Source organism: Lysinibacillus sp. NPDC059133, from assembly GCF_042755925.1.
GTDB lineage: Bacteria > Bacillota > Bacilli > Bacillales_A > Planococcaceae > Lysinibacillus.
This window is the reverse complement of record NZ_JBHZDH010000016.1, coordinates 38,973-57,557: the sequence shown is the minus strand read 5'-3', so window position 1 is coordinate 57,557 and position 18,585 is coordinate 38,973. Positions and strand designations below refer to the sequence as shown.

The window sequence follows — 18,585 nt, the reverse complement described above, 5'->3', positions numbered from 1 at the left end:
ATTATAACAATAACGTCGTTTCTAAAGGTTTTATCCCAAGGACTATGGGTAGTACAAAAACCTTTAAGCCACTCGCTTATCTTTTCTGATTTCCTGCATTGTAAAAATTAGTCCTGTTAAACCAGCAGTTAATGCAGGTGCAATACTATATATAAAAAACCGCCACACACCTGTGTACAAGGATACTGTTAGAAAAATAATAGGTAAGCCTATTAATGTAAATAAAGAAGCAATTAAGGCGAATCTTTTATTTTTTTGCATTTGTAAAACCTCCTTATAATTTACAAATTTAATTGTAACACAAATAACCTAAATATTTTGTTTTTTGATCATTAGAGGAATAGCTCGTGGTATAAGTGATTGGGAATAAGCAGTAGCGTTGTTACACTCTACAAGAATTGGTATTTGCCATTCTATTTAATTCCACTATATACGAGGAGGTTATATATGAAATATAAAAAAATTATTCTCGCTGTTGTATTATTTATTTTATTAGGAATTAGCTATTGTATTGTTGCTAATTCTAAATATGAGCTATCGGAAAAATATAGTGATTTCCCTGTTCCTATAAGCGCCCGACTAACAAAGGAAAATGAGAATAACTCTGTATATGAGTGGTCAATGTCTTCTGATGAAAATGGTATTCCGATTAGTTATCGTCTTATCATATGGGTAAATGGTTGGGAAAAGGTAGTTAGAGAAGGTACTTTAACTATCTATGAGAAGGATGAGGTTCAGATTCATTTATCAAGCGATCGAGATGAGATTATTATAGGAAGATGAATGAATGATTTGCCTAAGAAAATGAATTTAATTAATTCACAAGACATCCTTAGGGGTGTTTTTATGTTGTTTTGAAAGCTGCATTCCAGCATTAATGGAACTTTTCGATTCTTCTAAAGAATTAAGGTGATAAATACAGAATAATCGAAAGAAACTATTCAGTATACAAGAACGAGGAAAACACCGTTTAAACATATAAACGGTGTTCACAAAATTATACAAACTTTACTTTAAATATTTGATTTTCATCAAGTTATAACCTTTAATCCTAACAATGAAGCAAATCCAACCGCTTGTTCCGAGGATACTTCACAACCTTTCAAACTTTCCAAGGTGACATTAAGTCTTTCAAATTTACATGTACTAATATCAATTCCTTTTAGGGACGTTTGAGAAAAGTCAACATCATTAATATCACTTTGAGAAAATATCACCTTATTAAATGAGCATTCATAATAGTTCGCACCCTGTAGAGTTGAACTTTCGAATAGTACATGTTTTAAACGAGTTTCTGAAAAGTCACATAAATTTGCAATACAATTTTCAAAAGAAACGTTTCCCAAATTAGCTTCTGAAAAATCTGATCCTAATAATTTACAGTTTTCAAATTTAACTCGATGTATTATGCCTTCAGTAAAGCTAGAATTAGATAAATCACAGTTTTCAAAGATCACATCAGTCAAATCAATTTTTCTAAAAGTAACATCTATGAATCTTACGTTTTTAAAGATAACTTTTGATAAAACTAGTCTTTCGACAACCTCATTATCAATTACTGTGTTAGAGATCATGCAGTTTGATAAATATGGTTCTTCTTCATAAAAAATATCTTGAAAATTTGCTTTTTCTAAATGTAATGGTAATTTTGGTAATTCAAGTTTGAAACCTTTTGCCACAATAGCACACCTTTCAAATGCAGTTATTTACTATTAAAATATAAGTTTAAATAAAAAGCCTTATTTATATAAGACTTTATTTTTTAGTAAAAGTGTGTGCAATGATGAATGCTTGATTTTATACATTTCCTATTTTAAGAAAATATTACTGAACAATAAGAAGAAATATGGTGTTAGTGATGAACGAACAAGAACTTGATAATTTCATAGAAAAATAGGAGGAAAACATTTGTTTAATTTGCTGAACGTATAGGCGTAAGTGCCGAAGCGTTTAAAGATAATTTAAGAACAATCGCTATAACCGTAGAGCAATATCCAGTATTAAGTCACACTCTTAATGAGTCGTGGCTTTTTATTATGTATCAAAATTCTATTACACAATTATCTATTTCCAGTCTAGGATTAATCTAGAAGGTGGCGGTAAAAGGTGCGTAGTAATTTAGAACAGATTAATATAAATTTTTGTGAACAAAACGGAGATGTAATTATGACGTATGACATCAACGATTCTTTATCAGCTTTGATTCCGAACGTTGGTGATGTAGTTAATATTGATGATAATTACAGGGCCGTGAGTGAAAGAGCTTTTACTTACAGTCCAAGAAGTATCTTAGTGACAATCTATTTAGAAGAATTATAATCAGGATTTTCAAAGGCACACTCATTATGAGTAGTGGTTTTTCATTACGTTTCATATTTTCAGTAGTTACATATAATTCCATGCGCATTATGATTAGTGTAGAAGGCGGTGAAATAGATGAGTGTGAAAAACAAAGCAAAATATTCTAATATGGTTACAGTAATAGCTATGTTAGTCTCAACTTTCTTTTTTATAAAGATTGTCCTAAGAGAAGGAATTGAACAAGTTCATTATTTAACAACAACATTATATGTAGTAGCTGTCGTAGTGTCGATTATAAGCTTTGTAGTACATTGGAAAACTAAACAGGTCATTAAGAGAAATGAAGGTCGCGCCTAACAAGGTGTGGCTTTTTGTTTTGCTTTGAGAACTGGATCACATAGCCGTAATTATATGTGATGTGGGGGCAAAGTTTGTTGTGGTTTTGAGAGTGAAAATTGTTCAGCAGAAGCTTGTAAACATTTGTTCAAATAGAAAAACAACCAAAGATTGGCTGTTTTCTCGGTGTTTAAACTAAAAGATTCCATATGTATTTAATTCCATCCCATAAAGCTAAGGCTAAGAGTACTGCTAGAATTCCTTTAAAAATATCTTTCATTTAGGCACCTCCATTGAATTGGTTATTTATGTATTTACGAAAGAGAGTTATAAAAGTTTCATTATGAGTAAAAGAAAAAGCCGCAGCGTTTGCAGTCGCTACAGCTCGAATTGGTTTATGACCTTCTATTTAGGCTAGTCAGATATGTAATTATATCATATAGGAGACATAGGAGAGCAAAACTATGTTAAAAGAGAAAACCTACAAAATCGCTGGAGGTATAAGTTTTCGATTTTTAAGGGTTTGTTCAGAATAATTATGTTTAATTTAGAAAAAAGCAAAAGTTATCGAGGTGTCAAATGGATATAGAATTTGTAAAAATTGAAGTCTTATTGCCAGAAGAATACATTGAACAATTAAGGAATGAGTTAAATAAACTAGGGGTTTTAACAGTCGGTAATTATGATCATGTTGTTTCTTATACAGTTACAAAAGGGTATCGGAGGCCACTAGAAAAAGCTGTACCTTATGATGGGAAAATAGGAGAAATTTCATTTGGAACTGAATGTAAGATGGAATTTAAATGTCAATATTCAATAATTAAAGAAGTGAAAAATGTTATAAATCTTATTCATCCTTATGAGGAGGAGCTGCTAGGTGAAGCCATTAAGAAAGTAAACAATGTAGCGAGTGTCGCTCAAAAAAGACAATATTTAAAGCCATACTTCACTGATGAAATGATTAATTTAATTATTATTGGGAACTTACGCTTTACGGATATGTCCAAACAAAGAGGTGGTTATTCTTATCCAAATGAAACGAATATGAAAATCACTATCAGTCAAGGGGTACCTGGAAAGAATGGATTTTTGGGACAAGATGTTTTACTTATAAAAAGAAATAATCAATGGGTAGTGAGTTCTATTAAAGAACAATTTTATGAATTTAAGCTTTCATCTTAGGATGAAGGCTTTTTCTCTTGCTTTGAAAACAGCATCAAACAGCCAAAATGCTTTGTGATAAGATGGCAAAGTTTGCTGTGGTTTTGAGAGCGAAAAGTTTTCACCTTCTGGTTTATGATTGGGTTGGAGGTGTAAGTGATGAAAGTGGAAGTTTTAAGAGATTCTAATGTCAAAACTCTCGATTAATAATTTCTTATTGAATCATAAAGCCATCGTTGATATAAAAATATCTTTTGATGGTCATAATGTGATTGCTTTAATTATGAAGAAATAATTGATCTACTAACACCCTGATAGTATTAAGGTGTTTTTATTTTTCTCTCAAAAGTGAGCATCGAACAGAGTTTCCTTCCCTTCGATTTGTTGGTACTTGCCTTTTGAGAGTGAAATAATTATGTCAAAATATTATTACATAATTTACATAACTTAGATTATTATAGAAAGGAAATGGAGGTGGGACTGATGCAGAACTTTGTAACTGTTACTATAGTTGATAATAAAGGTCAAAGTGCTGTTTCTAATACTACTCAAGTAGATATAGAACATGTAAAATTAATGTTAACTTCTGAGTATGTAACTTTAGTAGGTATGACTATAAAGAAGGAAGCTGTAGATGTAGATGGTCGTGGTAATGTAACTTTCTATGGTACACAAATGAATCGTAATGGAGACTTCTTAACTCGATAATCAATTAAGCTATACCTAATACTAGGTGTAGCTTTTTTGTTTTCTAAGCAACTAGCATAATGGGGTGATTACAAAACAAATGATGGAGGTGGTGGTGTATGAGATTTGGCTAGATCAAGGAATCCGAAACGTGATGAAGCGTTTCAAATGTGGCTTGAAAGCAAAGGGCAAATGCTTTTAAAGGATAGTGCTGAACAATTAGAATTATCCGATTCGTAAATCGGAAAATGGAAGAACCAAGATAAGTGGGATGACCATTTGAAAGGTAACGTTACTAAACGAACACGAGGTGCTCCAGTAGGCAACAGAAACGCTAAGGGGCATGGTGCACCAGTACAAGTGCTGCGCTAAAAATTAGTTTTTTCTTTATTTGTAAGTAATCTCCTTTATATGTATATGTTCTATTAAATCGTATCAATAATGGCAAGTATTGTAAGTGTAAACTAAGTATAGATATTAATAAAAAATCACTCATCTGAAAATAATGAGTGATTTTTTGATTAGGTATTAATAATATTGCACCTGCTCAATGCTTTTATATTTTATGTTTAAAATAACCAGTACCCCAGAAAGTACTCCAATTAAAAGATTTTATACGAGTTTATATGGAATATAAATAAACATATAATAAATTTGTTTTTAGTAATCATCACACTTGTTCGAGCCATTAATTTTCACCTCACAAAAATCAAAAAAACAAAAACCCCGCCAAATCAATATTTTTACGCTATAATGTAGGACGAGGTGAAGAAAATGTTTGTAAGTGAGAAACAAATTGAAATTCGATATGCTGAGACTGACCAAATGGGCGTGGTGTATCATGCGAACTATATCATTTGGATGGAGATAGGCCGTTCTCAGTTAGTTAATGATGCAGGATTTGAGTATGCGGAGTTAGAAAAAGATGGTTATGTATCACCAGTGATGGATTTATCCATTTCTTATAAGGCAGCTATGCATTATGGCCAAGTGGCAACGGTACGTACATGGGTGGAAAAGCACGATCGTCTACGTACAACATATGGCTATGAAATTTTACATGAAGATGGCACGATTGCAGCGACTGCTCAGTCCGTACATATTCTTGCCCAAAAAGATACGTTACGTCCGGTATCCTTAAGTAAAATTGATCCGGCATGGGATGCGAAATACAAAGAAATTGCATGTGAGACGAAATAGGAGAAACATATATGGAACTATTATTAGCGATAGGTGCAATTATGGCTTGTCTTGGTGTCGTACTAGGCGCTTTTGGAGCACATGCGCTAAAAGATAAATTTGCGTCACCGCACTACGCAGCCATTTGGGAAACTGCGGTGCAATATCATATGTACCATGCATTAGGTTTACTAGGGCTTGGTATTTTATCGAGTGATGCCCTTTTAGGAGCTTCTAGCATGCTTTCTTGGGCAGGCTATTTAATGTTAGCTGGTATTGTGTTTTTCTCTGGCAGTTTATATGTATTAGCTGTTACAGGTGTGAAAAAGCTTGGGGCGATTACCCCAATCGGTGGTATGTTATTTATCATTGCCTGGGTGCTTGTGGCTATTTCCGCATTTTCTTAAGAAACGCTAAGATCCACTGAAAAAGTGATAGTAGCAGTTATTAGTACTTAAAACGAGAGAGGTAGTTCCTATGGAGCTGCCTCTTTTTTTAAAGAAGTTGAAAAAATATGAAACAAATTGTTCTTTTTATGCGTACTACATAATGATTAGATTATTTTAAGTGATAAAATAAGTCTTAAGTATATAGTTGAAGGTGGGAATAAATATGGGTTTATTAAAAGCAGGGATTGGCGCATTAGCAGGTGTTTTAGAAGATCAATGGCGTGAATATTTCTATTGTGAATCACTGTCAGCAGATATTCTTGTGGCAAAGGGTGTTAAACGTACTTCTAAACGAGGGTCCAATAAAGGTAATGACAATATTATTAGTAATGGCTCTATTATTGCTATAAATGAAGGACAATGTATGATGATTGTCGAGCAAGGGAAAGTAGTAGAGTTCTCTGCGGAGTCTGGGGAGTATGTTTATGATACATCAACAGAGCCTTCGATTATGTATGGCAATGATTTGTCTGAAGGCATTATGGAAACATTCAAGCAGATTGGTAAACGCTTCACATTTGGAGGAGAACCTGCAAAGGATCAGCGTGTGTACTATTTTAATAAAAAAGAAATCGTAGGCAATAAATATGGGACACCAGCACCAGTTCCTTTCCGCGTTATCGACCGTAATATCGGCTTAGATATTGATATTGCTATTCGTTGTCATGGGGAATATTCATATAAAATTGTCGATCCATTATTATTCTATACGAATGTTTGCGGAAACGTAGAGCGTGAATTTACAAGAGATACTATCGATAGCCAATTAAAAACGGAGCTGATGACTGCGTTGCAGCCGGCTTTCGCACATATTTCAGCAAGCGGGGTTCGCTATAGCGAAATTCCGGCGCATACCGTTGCTCTAGCAGATGCCCTTAATAAAGTGTTATCAGAGAAATGGCTAGCAACACGTGGTTTAGCAGTTGTATCCTTTGGCATTAGTTCTTTAAAAGCATCTGAAGAAGATGAAGCAATGATTAAACAATTACAACGAAATGCAGTAATGCGTGATCCAGGTATGGCTGCGGCTCATTTAACGGGTGCTCAGGCGGAAGCAATGATTGCAGCATCCAAAAATGATGGTGGAGCAATGGCAGGATTTATGGGCATGAACATGGCTACACAAGCAGGCGGTGTTAATGCAGGACAGCTTTACCAAATGAATGAGCAAAATAAACAGGTAGCCCAGCAACAACAATCAGCGACGAACCCAGGTGCATGGAAATGTGCATGTGGCAACGAAAACACTGGTAAATTCTGTTCAAATTGTGGGACCTCAAAACCTGCAGAAGAAGGATGGACTTGTACATGTGGTACTGTCAACAAAGGTAAATTCTGTAGTGAATGTGGTGCTAAAAAACCTTCTGGAGCATTACAATACGTTTGCGATAAATGTGGATGGCAGCCAGAAGACCCTGCGAACCCACCAAAGTTCTGTCCGGAGTGTGGCGATGTCTTTGATGAGAATGATGTTAAGTAAGGAGATGACTAATGATGCCAACGCAAGATGCTGAAAATTTAAAACAAGTAAAGCTTGATTTTGACGCTGAGTGTCCATCATGTAGTGCATCTATTGAATTTAACCCAGCAACGGGAAAGCTAACGTGTCCATATTGTGGCTATGAGACTGAAATTGCAGCCCCGGAGAAGCGAGAAGAAAAAGTTGCCCAGGAAATGGATTTTGCAAAGGCTGAAGAACGTGGGAATTTTAACTGGGGTGTTGAGAAAAAAACAGTTATTTGTAAATCCTGTGCGGCAGAAACAATTTACGATGCGTTACAGGTAGCCGATAGTTGCCCATATTGTGGTTCCAATCAGGTTATGGAGGCTAGTGCTAAAAATACACTAGCACCGAATGGGGTATGCGCGTTTGAAATAACAGATAAGCAAGCAGGAGAGAACTTCCAAAGTTGGATTAAGGGAAAATGGTTTACACCGAGGGCAGCAAAAGATAGTGCTAAGCCGGATTCATTTAAAGGCGTTTATCTTCCATATTGGACTTTTGATACTAAAACAAGTTCAAGGTATTCCGCAAGATACGGTAGACATCGAACAGTTACAGATAAAGAGGGGAATACTCGAACTGAAACGGATTGGTATTCCACAAGTGGTTTTTATCAAGAATTTATTGATGATCATTTAATCAGTGCGACAGCCCGTTATGATCGAAATATGATGCGAAAAGTAGAACCCTTTAATTTACTCAACAATAAAGCCTATAAACCAGAATATGTATCAGGCTTTTTATCAGAGCGCTACAGTATTGGTTTACAGGATGGATGGAGTCAAGCGAAGCGAGAAATTTCAAATCATCTGGATGCACAAATTACTTCAAAAATACGTTGGGAACATCATGCGGATGTAGTATCCGGTTTACATTTCTCAACAATACATGATGATATTACATATAAATATCTAATGTTACCAATTTGGCTTTCTTCATTCCGCTACAAAGAAAAGGTTTATCGATTTATGGTGAATGGACAGACAGGTCGAGTAGGTGGAGATGCCCCGATTTCACCACTACGTGTAACATTTGCAGTCATTCTAGCATTAATTACGATTGCGATTATTTGGTATTTCTTTATGTCAGAATAGTTATGAGCAGTATTCCTGTAGGGTATAATCCATACGTTGGAATACTGCTTTTTAACTTCTTTCATGCAATTATGCCAAGGCATAATTGCTCTAACTAATAGGGAATGCATCAGCACAAAAAATAAATGGGTGAACGGCTGAATAATGATAGGAAATAGGATGAAAACCTCTAGTTATCACGGCTTCCACTTCCGATTGTTGCATAAGTTATAATAGAAAGAAATTCTGAGGGGATTTTTGCACTGTACTACAAAAAGCGAATCCATGTGTTAGAGTGACGCTAAATAAAAATATATGTAAGTAAGAACCTATTTTATGGGAAAGTCGTTATGAATGATGAATTGTCAGAAAAATGCACTTAAACCTAAGCACATGTTTTAGTGTACGAATGTGTTATGAAAAAGAAATGTTTTTTCGTCTTAGTTATGGTACTTTTTATGACCTTTATTGCAAGAAGTGATGAGCAGAAGGCGTGTAGAAAAATTATTAAACGCTAATCCGTTTGATGAATACATCATTTTGGTGGAGTTAGTTAAATTCCGGAACAATTTATTCCATAAAATAACGCCATGTGAAGTTGCCAATTTACTTTAAACAAATTATTATACAGTCAGAGAGCTTTTTTTTCATGAAATGAGCTGTGAATGTAATGTTATTCTTGGATAACATCATGTATGGAGGTTTCGACAATGGATGCAATTGAAGTGTTAACAAATTTAGATCAAATACATGGGTATTTTCAACCGATATTTAGCGCGGATGCGCATACGGTGATTGCCTACGAAATTTCCGGACAGTTACAAATTGAGGGTCAACAAATTAATTTAAAAGATTTTGTGAATAACGAAGATATTCCAGAAGAATATCGTATCGATATGGAACATAAAATTTTACACGCTGCACTAGCCAAAGTAGAAGAAATCGGACAGGATATTGATATTTATATTCCAAGTAACCCGAACTTACTGATGCAGGATTTCGGTGAAAGTCATTTTAATATTATTCAACAATATATCAGTGAAGAGGATTTACATCGTATTGTATTAGTTGTTTCTGAGCATCGTTTTTTAGGTGACATTCATAAGTTGCACCATGCAGTACGTTACTTTACGACTTTTGGTGTCAAAATTGCTATTCAGGAAGTAGGAGCGGAGAGTCATTTAGAACACATTGCTCTATTATCACCACAAATCTTAAAGGTCAATATTCGTGACTTAAATTATGATTCTTGGTCTGCACAATCAGATATGATATCAGCAATAGGTAGCCTCGCTTATAAAATTGGCGCAAATCTTTTATTTGAAGGAATCGAAACTGTTTATCAATTACAATTTGCCTGGAAGAATGGAGGCCGATTTTATCAGGGCCGATACTTGGCAAATTCTGCATTGACATTCGTAGAGAAGGATATTTTAAAGGAGCGTTTTAAGGAGGAGTGTCAGCAATTTATTACCTCTGAAAAGAAAATTCTTGAGGCGCAATATTTTGAGTTAAAAAAGTTGAGGGAGGAGCTAGAAGCGATAGTCCATCGTGTTAAACCTTCTAGTGACAACATCACACATCTAGAGCATCTAGCGCAGCTGTTGGATAGTTATTCGTTCCGAGTATATATTTGTAATGAAGATGGTTTCCAACTATCCCCAAACGTAATGCGTATAGATGGTCAGTGGGAATTGCAGCCAAGAGCGATCAATAAAAACTGGAGTTGGCGTCCATACTTTCTACAAACAATCATTAAAATGCGCAACGATCAAAGCGGAGAAATTTCAGAGCTTTATCGAGATATCGAGACAGGGGAAATTACAAGAACATTTTCGATTGCTATTAACGAGCATGAGTATTTGTTCGTCGATCTTTCGTATGATTACCTGTATGAACATAATATCTTTAGATAGTGCTACAAATGCTTATATAGATTTTTAAGGGGTACAAGGATAACTTGTATCCCTAATTTGTGTGAAGACAATCCTTTGATTTTTATTGGATGAAAAAATTATTATTTTGGCAACTGTGTAACAACAACACCTTCTGCAATTAAAATACTTATAAAAGTGTGTAGAGGCAGAAAAGCATTCAATTGAATGCTTTTTATGGCCAAAAACATTTTCATGATGTAACTCTACCAAGCATGAAAAAGCACAGCAGTTTTGAGACTGAGAAAGAAGCTAAATGAAGGGGAATAGCAAAGGAAAGAGGAAAAGATAAAAATTGATATAGTAAATTCCCATACGTTTATGTATATTTATGGAGGAGGGAGTTTGAACAATGAAAAAATTACTTTTAGTACCACTAACATTGCTACTAGTTATTTTGCTAGTAGCATGTAGCCAGGATAAAGAAAGCGATAGTGGTAAGAAAACCGATAATGCTGATAAAACAACAGAGGAAACATCATTAAAAGTCGATAAAGGACTTTTAAACGTTGAAGTTACAATACCAGCTTCGTTTTTGGAAGGTCAGGACATCGACACAGCGATTACTGAAGCAAAAGAAGAAGGGGTTAAAGAAGTCATTAAAAATAGTGACGGCTCTGTAACATACAAAATGCCTAAATCAGTGCATAAAAAAATGTTGAAAGAGCTGGAAGAAAGTGTTTTAAAAACGGTAGATGAAATTAAAACTAGTGATGATTTTTCTTCTATAAAAGATGTAACTTATAACAAGTCATTTACGGAGTTTACCCTAACTGTAAATAAAGAACAGTTTGAAAACAGTTTTGATGCTATGTCATCAATGGGACTTGCTATAGTGGGTATGTATTATCAACTTTTCAGTGGAATGGATCCGGAGAAGTTTAAAGTTACAGTAATTTTTAAAGATGAAGCAAATGGAGATGTAATTAACAAAGTTGTTTATCCTGATGATTTGAATGATAAATAAACTGGAGAATACTTAGTTTGGAATGATGATCCTCTTTAAATAGGGCATATAAAATGACTATATAATTCTAGTCAATTACATGTCCTTTTTGAAGGGGATATTTTTATAAGTTACGCAAAATTTGAGTAAAAAGAATTTTAGTAGCTAAATAAAAAATAAACTAAAATGTCAATCTGTGTTGGGGAAGCCACTGAAAAAGTCGATTTATACCAAAATTTTCGGTACAAATCGACTTTTAATACTTAATATAATTGAAAAACTCAATTGGTTACTATATCCAGTGGTCTAAAGTGGATTGAGAAGGTTTGTGTTATTATTGTTCTTTTCCCTGAATTTCTTCATTGAAAAAGTGGATACCTGTATGTCCTCCACCTTCAGCAACCATTTCGTTTGAAGCTATTTTTGTTGGAGATGTTCCAGCTCGTGTCGCAGCTTGAGCAGTTATCCGCTCGGATATGTTTTTGTCCATTTCCACAGTATTAAAATAGGATCCTAATTTAGATTTTGCACTATCGAGCAAACTTAATGCTTTATCACGGTTTTCTTTTTTTCTTAAATAAGATGCTATTAAAGCTAACCCTGCAATTACAACACCTGTTCTTCGTTTCGCCATTATTAATCCCTCCCCAAAATATTGAATCTGGCTCTATATTTTTTCTTTTCCCTATTTTGAAAGGACTAAACATAATTCTATATACAATTCAGCATCTGTATATTGAGAACGCATCTCTCCATCATTAAAAAACGTAAATCTGAATTTTCTTAGATAAGTACGGAGAACAAGAAGTATTCCAAAACAGGGGAGAATAAAGGAATTTGCATGTACTCATTATAAAATAGAAGCAAAAAAAGCGAATTTAAGAATAGAGTACAACAGCCATATTCGACGTGAATTTGAAACGAATCATTACACTTTTAGAAGAAAAAGATAGTAAAGGAGAATAGAACAAGACCAATTTTTGTTCAATTTCATGAGCAAAAATTGGTCTTTTTGTTTTTTTGCATTAAAAACGGGATGTTTTTCAGTACCTCGTAATATACAGACAGCACCTTTAAAAGACAATATTAAAAAGTTTTACCATAATTGATCTTCTGATTTAAGATCTGTGTTGTCATTACATTCTACTTGGATTAAATTGAAGAATCAAAAAAGGATAATGATATTCTGAAATTTACTAATGATGCACCAAAAGCAGCAGTAAATGACTACCTCACTGACATCCTCTGAAATATAGGAACTCAGTCTATTAACGCCATGTACTGAGGCAATTTAACTGTGCGAAAGCGAAGCGACAGCAACAACACGACTGAGTGACCAACATCACGTTGGCCAAAGCCTCCGCGGATGTCACGGAAATCGTAAAGGAGTTCGCAAATGATGTTAGCCTAAAAACATTTGATATTAATTATTTTAAAGGAATTCCAAGTCCTAAGGTTGAAGCGATAGATACAATAGAGCTAATAACACCTACTATAGTACTTAATTTCTCTAATGGTTTTTTAGCTTTCTCTTTATCTCCATTTTTTATATGAGTTTCAAGGAGTTCAAAATGAGCTTCTGCAATTTCTCGTTGTTCAACGGATAGGTGTTGAATTTCTTCGTGAAGTTGTTGTAAAGCATTGATAATGTCACTTGGAGGGCTAGCTATCCCTTGACTGAGTGTACCATTGTTTTCAATAGTTATATTACCTTTGTTTTCTCCAAAAGTTAGACCACCATATTTACTAGATTCACCCATGTAACCATCTCCTAGTATAATAGTAACTTTCCCAAGTTTTGATACTTTATCTAATACTTGATCAGAATTTTCTTTTGCTAGAATATCTATAATTTCTCTTAAACTCTCAGGTTTATTGTGTTTACTTAACCCGACATTTTCCTTTTTATTATTAATTTTTTTTTTGAAAAACTTTGTCTGAAATCCTCACTTAATTCAATAATTGGAATAGCGTTTAAAGGATCAAAACAATTTTCTGTACCACAATATTTGCAAGTAATGGAATCGATATTTTCAAGTTCGGATTTACTAGCAGTCAAAATACTTCTACTACATTCCTCACATTGAAATTCTAATTTTATAACGAGTGCTTCTTGTTTTTCTAATTCAGATAGTTGATCAATAACTAATCCAAGAGGTAAGTTAGTTATTTTTGCAATATAACTATGGTAAAATTTTCCGATTTTACTTATAGCGATTGCCTCAAGTGCATTATCTATTTTTTGAGAAATTTCCCATGGCTTTAAATTGCTCAATACTTTTACCTCGCAGAATAAATTTGGTAAATCAATTTTTCTCTAATATAATCCAATACAGGTTCGGACGCAAATACATTGAACTTAAATGTCTTTGTATTTACACCGATTCGAACAGAATATTCTTGTTTCACGCCATCAACACTATGTTCAAATAGTATAGATCCTTTTTGTTTGGAAAGATAAGGTTCTAAATAATTGTATAAGGGTAAACCTCTTAGTTCTCTAATACTACCTAATCCTATCGTTTCAAGACCACTTAAAAGTAACAAAGTAAAAGGTGTTGTTTCTAAAATACCAGTTATATGTTCGCAATTTAAATTTTGCTCTAGAACTGATAATTCACCATTAGTATAGTATTCATCAATTGCAGAAAGTATACTCACAATGGATTGACCCTGCGTTTCTTCAAATGTATTGACTAATCCTGCTGGTCTTCCTGTAGCATCAATCAGCCTTCCTTGAAGGGAATCCGCTAAAGTCGCAAGATTTCCACCATAATTACCCAATAAATCATACTGTTTGAATTCGTATTCTTCATCGACTATTTTAGTTAACCAAGCAATTATTTTTTTGGCAACAGCTGAACTTGCTCGTACTTCAATTATTCCCTTAACTTCATCAATGTAAACTGTTGTAATTTCATGTTTAATGTATTCTCTGCGGTTTGCTAAAAAGTAATCAACATTAACACCAGTTCTATGAATAAATCGTAAATAATATATTTGTGAACCTTCGATTTCAGCAGCAGCAATAATGGTAGGATCAATAGGAACATTTTCGCTATTTGGTGTAACCACTGTTTCGAAAGGGTTAAATGGCATTTTATTAATAATACTTTGTTTAAATCCTGTGAAATCAGTTTTATTTGTCGATTGGAACCAAGCTAAAGAAACTGCTCCAGAGAAAATATTATTGCTGATTATTTTAAGAACATCGCCTTCAATATGCTCAAAAACATCCCATACTCTACTAGCTAATTCATTTACATTGCCGTTGGATTCTAAAGTCAATTTATTACAAATCTCTTTAAGTAGAGTTTTGCTTAATCTATGCAAGTCTTGGGGGAAAATTAAAGATTTAATAGTGTTCATTTAACACCCTCCAGAATTATATTCTGTGTTCGATGAAAGTATGCCTTTTGATTAATAAATATAATAGTATATGCATCGAAAACCCAAAAAATGACAAAATAATGTTGGTTGACAAGAAAAGTTGGACATATATGGACCATGATTGATAAAGTTCAGGAGGGAACTATCAAAAAGTGAAAGTGGTTTTATAAAACGTCAATTCAGTAGTAAACCTAAAATTAAAAATCACTCATTAAAAATGGAGTGACTTGACTTAGGGGACAAAGGAGTAGATTGTTCTCAAATGTACCCCAATTGATTTACCTGTAAGCTATTGAATGAGCTATGACTTTCTAGCATTTTAGGAGTGTTACCTTATTTTTACTTTTGCGGGTATTGAGGATATTGGGCGTTATATGAGTAACTTAGATGTGTAACAGTACCTATTACGGCTTCTCGATAAGGCGTGGTGAGGATACAGTGTCATGTTCTTCTTATTGATAGAAACTCGTATTTTGGTATAATTATGTACGAGAGAGGATGATCAGTATGAGTAAAAATATCGTTGTTATAACAGGGGCAGGCAGTGGTTTAGGTGCAGCACTTGCTAAAAAATATTCGTCTTTAGGATATCACATTTGTTTACTTGGTAGAACAAAATCAAAGCTTGAGAATACGGCTAAAACTTTAACTAATGGCTATTCTATTTATGAGGTGGATGTTTCTTCAAAACAAATGGTTACTCAAATCATTCATTCTATACAAGATGATTTTGGATCCATTCCATTACTAATTAATAATGCGGGTGTTGGTTATTTTGATTATGCTGAAAACTTGAGTGAGGATTCAGTTCATCAAATGATTGATATTAATTTAAAAGGAACAATTTTTTGTTCACAAGCAGTACTAAAAGGTATGAAAGAACGTAATGAAGGAACAATTGTTAATATTGTTTCTACAGCTGGATTAGATGGAAAAGTAACTGAATCTGTTTATTGTGCTAGTAAATTTGGTGTACGAGGATTTACTGAGAGTCTAGCATTAGAACTAAGCGAAACAGCTATTAATGTATGTGCTGTATACATGGGTGGTATGAGAACAGAATTTTGGGACGGGATATTTACTGAGGAAAAAACGAAAACATTAATGGATCCTAATGACATCGCGGATATTATCTTGAATAATATTAAACCAAGAAAATCGTTAGCTGTAACTGAGGTTGTCATTAAAAATAAACGATAACAACACAGTTTTTTCTTCTTTTTAGCAACAAGTTGAAGAAAGAACAATATTTAAATCCTAATGGATATCATAAAAAAGATCAGTTCTTATTTTTTAGAATGAGAATCTGATCTTTTTATGTCTATTTTAGATTTCAAGTCTAAAAAGATTTAAAAAGCACTGTACGTTACAAAACTGTCATGTTCTGATGTTTTTAGTCATGTGAAACGATAGTTGTGGTCCAAATTGCTTGGTATAGTTAACGATGCTGTTAAGAAAGTTCATAACCTTGTACCAGCAATGAGTGCTTAAAGGAGAAATGAAAATGAAATCACTAGTAAAAATCTATATGTTTATAATTGTTATGATTGTGGCCTTGTATAGTTTAATGCCAACAATAGTAAACGCAGATGCAAATGAAAAAACTCAAAAGATTGATCAATTTGTTCAAGAGCAAAAGGCGATTAGTAAAATTCCAGGGATATCGATAGTAATTGTAGAAAAGGGGAAAACGGTTTATGAAAAAGGCTTTGGATATGCCGATGTTCAGTCAAAAACACCAGTTACCTCTAATACATTATTTGAACTAGGATCGACATCGAAAGCATTTACAGGATTAGCCATTCTACAATTGGAAAGGGAAGGCTTACTAAAACGTTCTGATGATGTCCGAAAGTATATCCCATGGTTAAAGTTAAAATATAATGGAAAGCTTCAGTCAATTACTATTAATCAGTTACTGTATCATACAAGTGGAATAGCTACTAACACAATATCTAATATCCCAAAAAGCAACGAACCGAATGCTCTTGAGTTGACTGTGAAAAAATTGCTTGATCAGCCATTAAATAGACAGCCAGGTAGCTCATTTGAATACGCAACAATCAATTATGATGTTTTAGGACTCGTTATTGAAAAGGTTTCAAAACAACCCTTTGATATGTATATCAAACAGCAAATATTAGAACCAGTCTCTATGAATAATACATTTGTTGGACTTCATCAAGTTAAATCAAATGAGATGGCCTCAGGATATAAAATAGGACTGATGAGAGAGCAGGAATATACACCACCAATCTACCGTGGAAATGTACCTGCAGGATATGTAATAAGTAACACAAGCGATATAGCAAAATGGTTAAAGCTACAGATAGGAAATAGCCAAATTGATTCGATTGATTATAAAATTATTCAAGAATCGCATATCCCAGATCAATCTGTAGAGCCTTTCGATAAGGACACATACTATGCAAGTGGATGGGGAGTTATGGGAAAAGAAGAACAATATATATCCCATGCTGGTGAAAATCCAACATTCTCATCTTATTTCGTCATGCAGCCCGATGAACAATTAGGAATAGCCGTATTATCCAATATGAACTCGAGCTATACAACTGTGATAGGGCAAGGTGTGATAGATTTGTGGGAAGGGAAAACGGTAAATACTATTCATACTGACATCTTTCAGAATTTGGATAAAATTATTTCACTTATATGTGTTATTGTTGTAGGCTTGGGGATGTTTTTAAGTATTCTATTGCTTACAACCTTAAGGGAAATTGTTAAAAAACAACGAATTAGAGTATCTTTAAATATAAAAAGAACTTTTTTATTAATCTTTCATTCTTTAAGTGTTGCAATAATTTTTGCACTTATCATTATGTTCCCGAAACTATTACCAGAGAGATCGAATTGGGAGTTTATTACAGTATGGGGTCCAACCTCAATCACTGTGTTATTTTATAGTGTTATAGTGTCAGCTGTGATTTATTGTTTATTGGGATTAGTGAAGATATTCACCAAAAAGGAAAAAGAAATAAAAATGTAGAGATTTGATTATTTTATGAAAAACATGGTAATATGAAAATAACTTTAGGTGAAGGGGGAGAATCCAAATGAAAAAAAGATCAATACGTTTTTTAAGTATGGGTATCGGATTCTCAACAGCTGTTTTTTTCTAAAATGGAGTTTTTAGGGGCGAGTCTGCCCTTTTTTAGAAAAATAAAAACCTAAAGGAGATTAACATGAATACTAAAATAACACGCAAAAATCCAATCCAAGTACCTAGCCCTGTTGGCAATTACAGCCATCTTACAATAATTCCTAAGGATGCAACAATGTATGCTTTATCTGGACAGATTGGAGTAGGAGCTAGCGGTGAATTGCCATCTTCTCAAACAGAGCAGGTTAAGAATACATTAAAAAATATTCAATTAATATTAGAAGCAGAGGGACTTAACGCAGATAATGTGGTGAAGGCCAATATTTGGGCAACAGAAGAAATAGATTGGGATGACTTCTATCAACAATGGGAAATGATGTTTGGAAATCCATATCCATCTATGACGATTGCTTATATTACTGCTTTAGGACTTCCTGAGATTAAATTAGAAATTGATATTTGGGCTGCTAAATAAGCAGAGTACCGACAAGATCTTGAATGATT

At 33.8% G+C, this 18,585-nt stretch carries 20 protein-coding genes and 1 pseudogene; 15 read left to right on the top strand and 6 right to left on the bottom strand.

Features of this window, described 5'->3' with window-relative positions; all coding sequences use genetic code 11:
* Positions 1-63 precede the first annotated feature (63 nt).
* Complete coding sequence (locus tag ACFXN8_RS11025; RefSeq protein ID WP_386845025.1) at positions 64-261, bottom strand: hypothetical protein; 198 nt, start codon at positions 259-261, stop codon at positions 64-66.
* Positions 262-447: 186 nt separating this feature from the next.
* On the opposite strand from ACFXN8_RS11025, the gene ACFXN8_RS11020 reads away from it, so the two are divergent.
* Positions 448-783 carry a hypothetical protein gene (locus tag ACFXN8_RS11020; RefSeq protein ID WP_386845023.1) on the top strand — a complete coding sequence of 112 codons (336 nt, stop codon included), beginning with the start codon at positions 448-450 and terminating at the stop codon, positions 781-783.
* Positions 784-1,031: 248 nt separating this feature from the next.
* Here ACFXN8_RS11020 and ACFXN8_RS11015 read toward each other — a convergent pair whose 3' ends face one another.
* Positions 1,032-1,679 (bottom strand): pentapeptide repeat-containing protein, encoded by a 648-nt coding sequence (locus ACFXN8_RS11015; RefSeq protein ID WP_386845021.1) that lies wholly within the window; start codon positions 1,677-1,679, stop codon positions 1,032-1,034.
* A gap of 427 nt (positions 1,680-2,106) precedes the next feature.
* Here ACFXN8_RS11015 and ACFXN8_RS11010 point away from each other — a divergent pair, with 427 nt between their 5' ends.
* From ACFXN8_RS11010 to ACFXN8_RS10960, 11 genes and pseudogenes are all read left to right on the top strand, one after another.
* Positions 2,107-2,319: a hypothetical protein gene (locus ACFXN8_RS11010; RefSeq protein WP_376078766.1), complete on the top strand. Its 213-nt coding sequence runs from the start codon at positions 2,107-2,109 to the stop codon at positions 2,317-2,319.
* Positions 2,320-2,436: 117 nt separating this feature from the next.
* The gene (locus tag ACFXN8_RS11005) at positions 2,437-2,658 is read left to right on the top strand and encodes a hypothetical protein (protein ID WP_386845019.1); all 222 of its coding nucleotides are present in this window, start codon (positions 2,437-2,439) and stop codon (positions 2,656-2,658) included.
* A 558-nt stretch (positions 2,659-3,216) separates the two neighbouring features.
* Positions 3,217-3,513, top strand: a pseudogene (locus ACFXN8_RS11000) (cytochrome C biogenesis protein); the annotation flags it as partial.
* A gap of 768 nt (positions 3,514-4,281) precedes the next feature.
* Positions 4,282-4,506 (top strand): hypothetical protein, encoded by a 225-nt coding sequence (locus ACFXN8_RS10995; RefSeq protein ID WP_386845017.1) that lies wholly within the window; start codon positions 4,282-4,284, stop codon positions 4,504-4,506.
* Between the two features lie 105 nt (positions 4,507-4,611).
* Positions 4,612-4,725 carry a phage terminase small subunit-related protein gene (locus tag ACFXN8_RS10990; RefSeq protein ID WP_376078760.1) on the top strand — a complete coding sequence of 38 codons (114 nt, stop codon included), beginning with the start codon at positions 4,612-4,614 and terminating at the stop codon, positions 4,723-4,725.
* A 534-nt stretch (positions 4,726-5,259) separates the two neighbouring features.
* Positions 5,260-5,685, top strand: coding sequence for an acyl-CoA thioesterase (locus ACFXN8_RS10985; RefSeq protein ID WP_134024032.1), 426 nt, complete (start codon positions 5,260-5,262; stop codon positions 5,683-5,685).
* An 11-nt stretch (positions 5,686-5,696) separates the two neighbouring features.
* A complete protein-coding gene (locus tag ACFXN8_RS10980; RefSeq protein WP_376078757.1) occupies positions 5,697-6,071 on the top strand; it encodes a DUF423 domain-containing protein in 375 nt (124 codons plus the stop codon).
* Between the two features lie 205 nt (positions 6,072-6,276).
* Complete coding sequence (locus ACFXN8_RS10975; RefSeq protein ID WP_376078756.1) at positions 6,277-7,593, top strand: SPFH domain-containing protein; 1,317 nt, start codon at positions 6,277-6,279, stop codon at positions 7,591-7,593.
* Between the two features lie 11 nt (positions 7,594-7,604).
* A complete protein-coding gene (locus ACFXN8_RS10970) occupies positions 7,605-8,711 on the top strand; it encodes a TFIIB-type zinc ribbon-containing protein (protein WP_386845013.1) in 1,107 nt (368 codons plus the stop codon).
* A gap of 689 nt (positions 8,712-9,400) precedes the next feature.
* Positions 9,401-10,606: an EAL domain-containing protein gene (locus tag ACFXN8_RS10965; RefSeq protein WP_386845011.1), complete on the top strand. Its 1,206-nt coding sequence runs from the start codon at positions 9,401-9,403 to the stop codon at positions 10,604-10,606.
* 370 nt (positions 10,607-10,976) lie between these two features.
* Complete coding sequence (locus tag ACFXN8_RS10960; RefSeq protein ID WP_376078753.1) at positions 10,977-11,591, top strand: hypothetical protein; 615 nt, start codon at positions 10,977-10,979, stop codon at positions 11,589-11,591.
* A gap of 313 nt (positions 11,592-11,904) precedes the next feature.
* On the opposite strand, the gene ACFXN8_RS10955 is transcribed toward ACFXN8_RS10960, so the two are convergent.
* The 4 genes from ACFXN8_RS10955 to ACFXN8_RS10940 form a co-directional block, all read right to left on the bottom strand.
* On the bottom strand, positions 11,905-12,204 hold the full coding sequence (locus ACFXN8_RS10955; protein ID WP_376078751.1) for a hypothetical protein: 300 nt from the start codon (positions 12,202-12,204) through the stop codon (positions 11,905-11,907).
* A gap of 793 nt (positions 12,205-12,997) precedes the next feature.
* Positions 12,998-13,330 (bottom strand): hypothetical protein, encoded by a 333-nt coding sequence (locus ACFXN8_RS10950; protein ID WP_386845008.1) that lies wholly within the window; start codon positions 13,328-13,330, stop codon positions 12,998-13,000.
* 125 nt (positions 13,331-13,455) lie between these two features.
* The gene (locus tag ACFXN8_RS10945; RefSeq protein ID WP_386845006.1) at positions 13,456-13,845 is read right to left on the bottom strand and encodes a hypothetical protein; all 390 of its coding nucleotides are present in this window, start codon (positions 13,843-13,845) and stop codon (positions 13,456-13,458) included.
* Between the two features lie 5 nt (positions 13,846-13,850).
* A complete protein-coding gene (locus ACFXN8_RS10940; RefSeq protein ID WP_376078746.1) occupies positions 13,851-14,939 on the bottom strand; it encodes a hypothetical protein in 1,089 nt (362 codons plus the stop codon).
* Between the two features lie 528 nt (positions 14,940-15,467).
* On the opposite strand from ACFXN8_RS10940, the gene ACFXN8_RS10935 reads away from it, so the two are divergent.
* The 3 genes from ACFXN8_RS10935 to ACFXN8_RS10925 all read left to right on the top strand — a co-directional run bounded on the left by ACFXN8_RS10935 (position 15,468) and on the right by ACFXN8_RS10925 (position 18,556).
* Entirely contained in the window at positions 15,468-16,160 is a 693-nt protein-coding gene (locus tag ACFXN8_RS10935) for an SDR family oxidoreductase (protein ID WP_376078744.1), read from the top strand.
* Between the two features lie 304 nt (positions 16,161-16,464).
* Positions 16,465-17,967 carry a serine hydrolase domain-containing protein gene (locus ACFXN8_RS10930; RefSeq protein WP_386845003.1) on the top strand — a complete coding sequence of 501 codons (1,503 nt, stop codon included), beginning with the start codon at positions 16,465-16,467 and terminating at the stop codon, positions 17,965-17,967.
* 196 nt (positions 17,968-18,163) lie between these two features.
* A complete protein-coding gene (locus tag ACFXN8_RS10925; protein ID WP_386845001.1) occupies positions 18,164-18,556 on the top strand; it encodes a RidA family protein in 393 nt (130 codons plus the stop codon).
* Positions 18,557-18,585 lie beyond the last annotated feature (29 nt).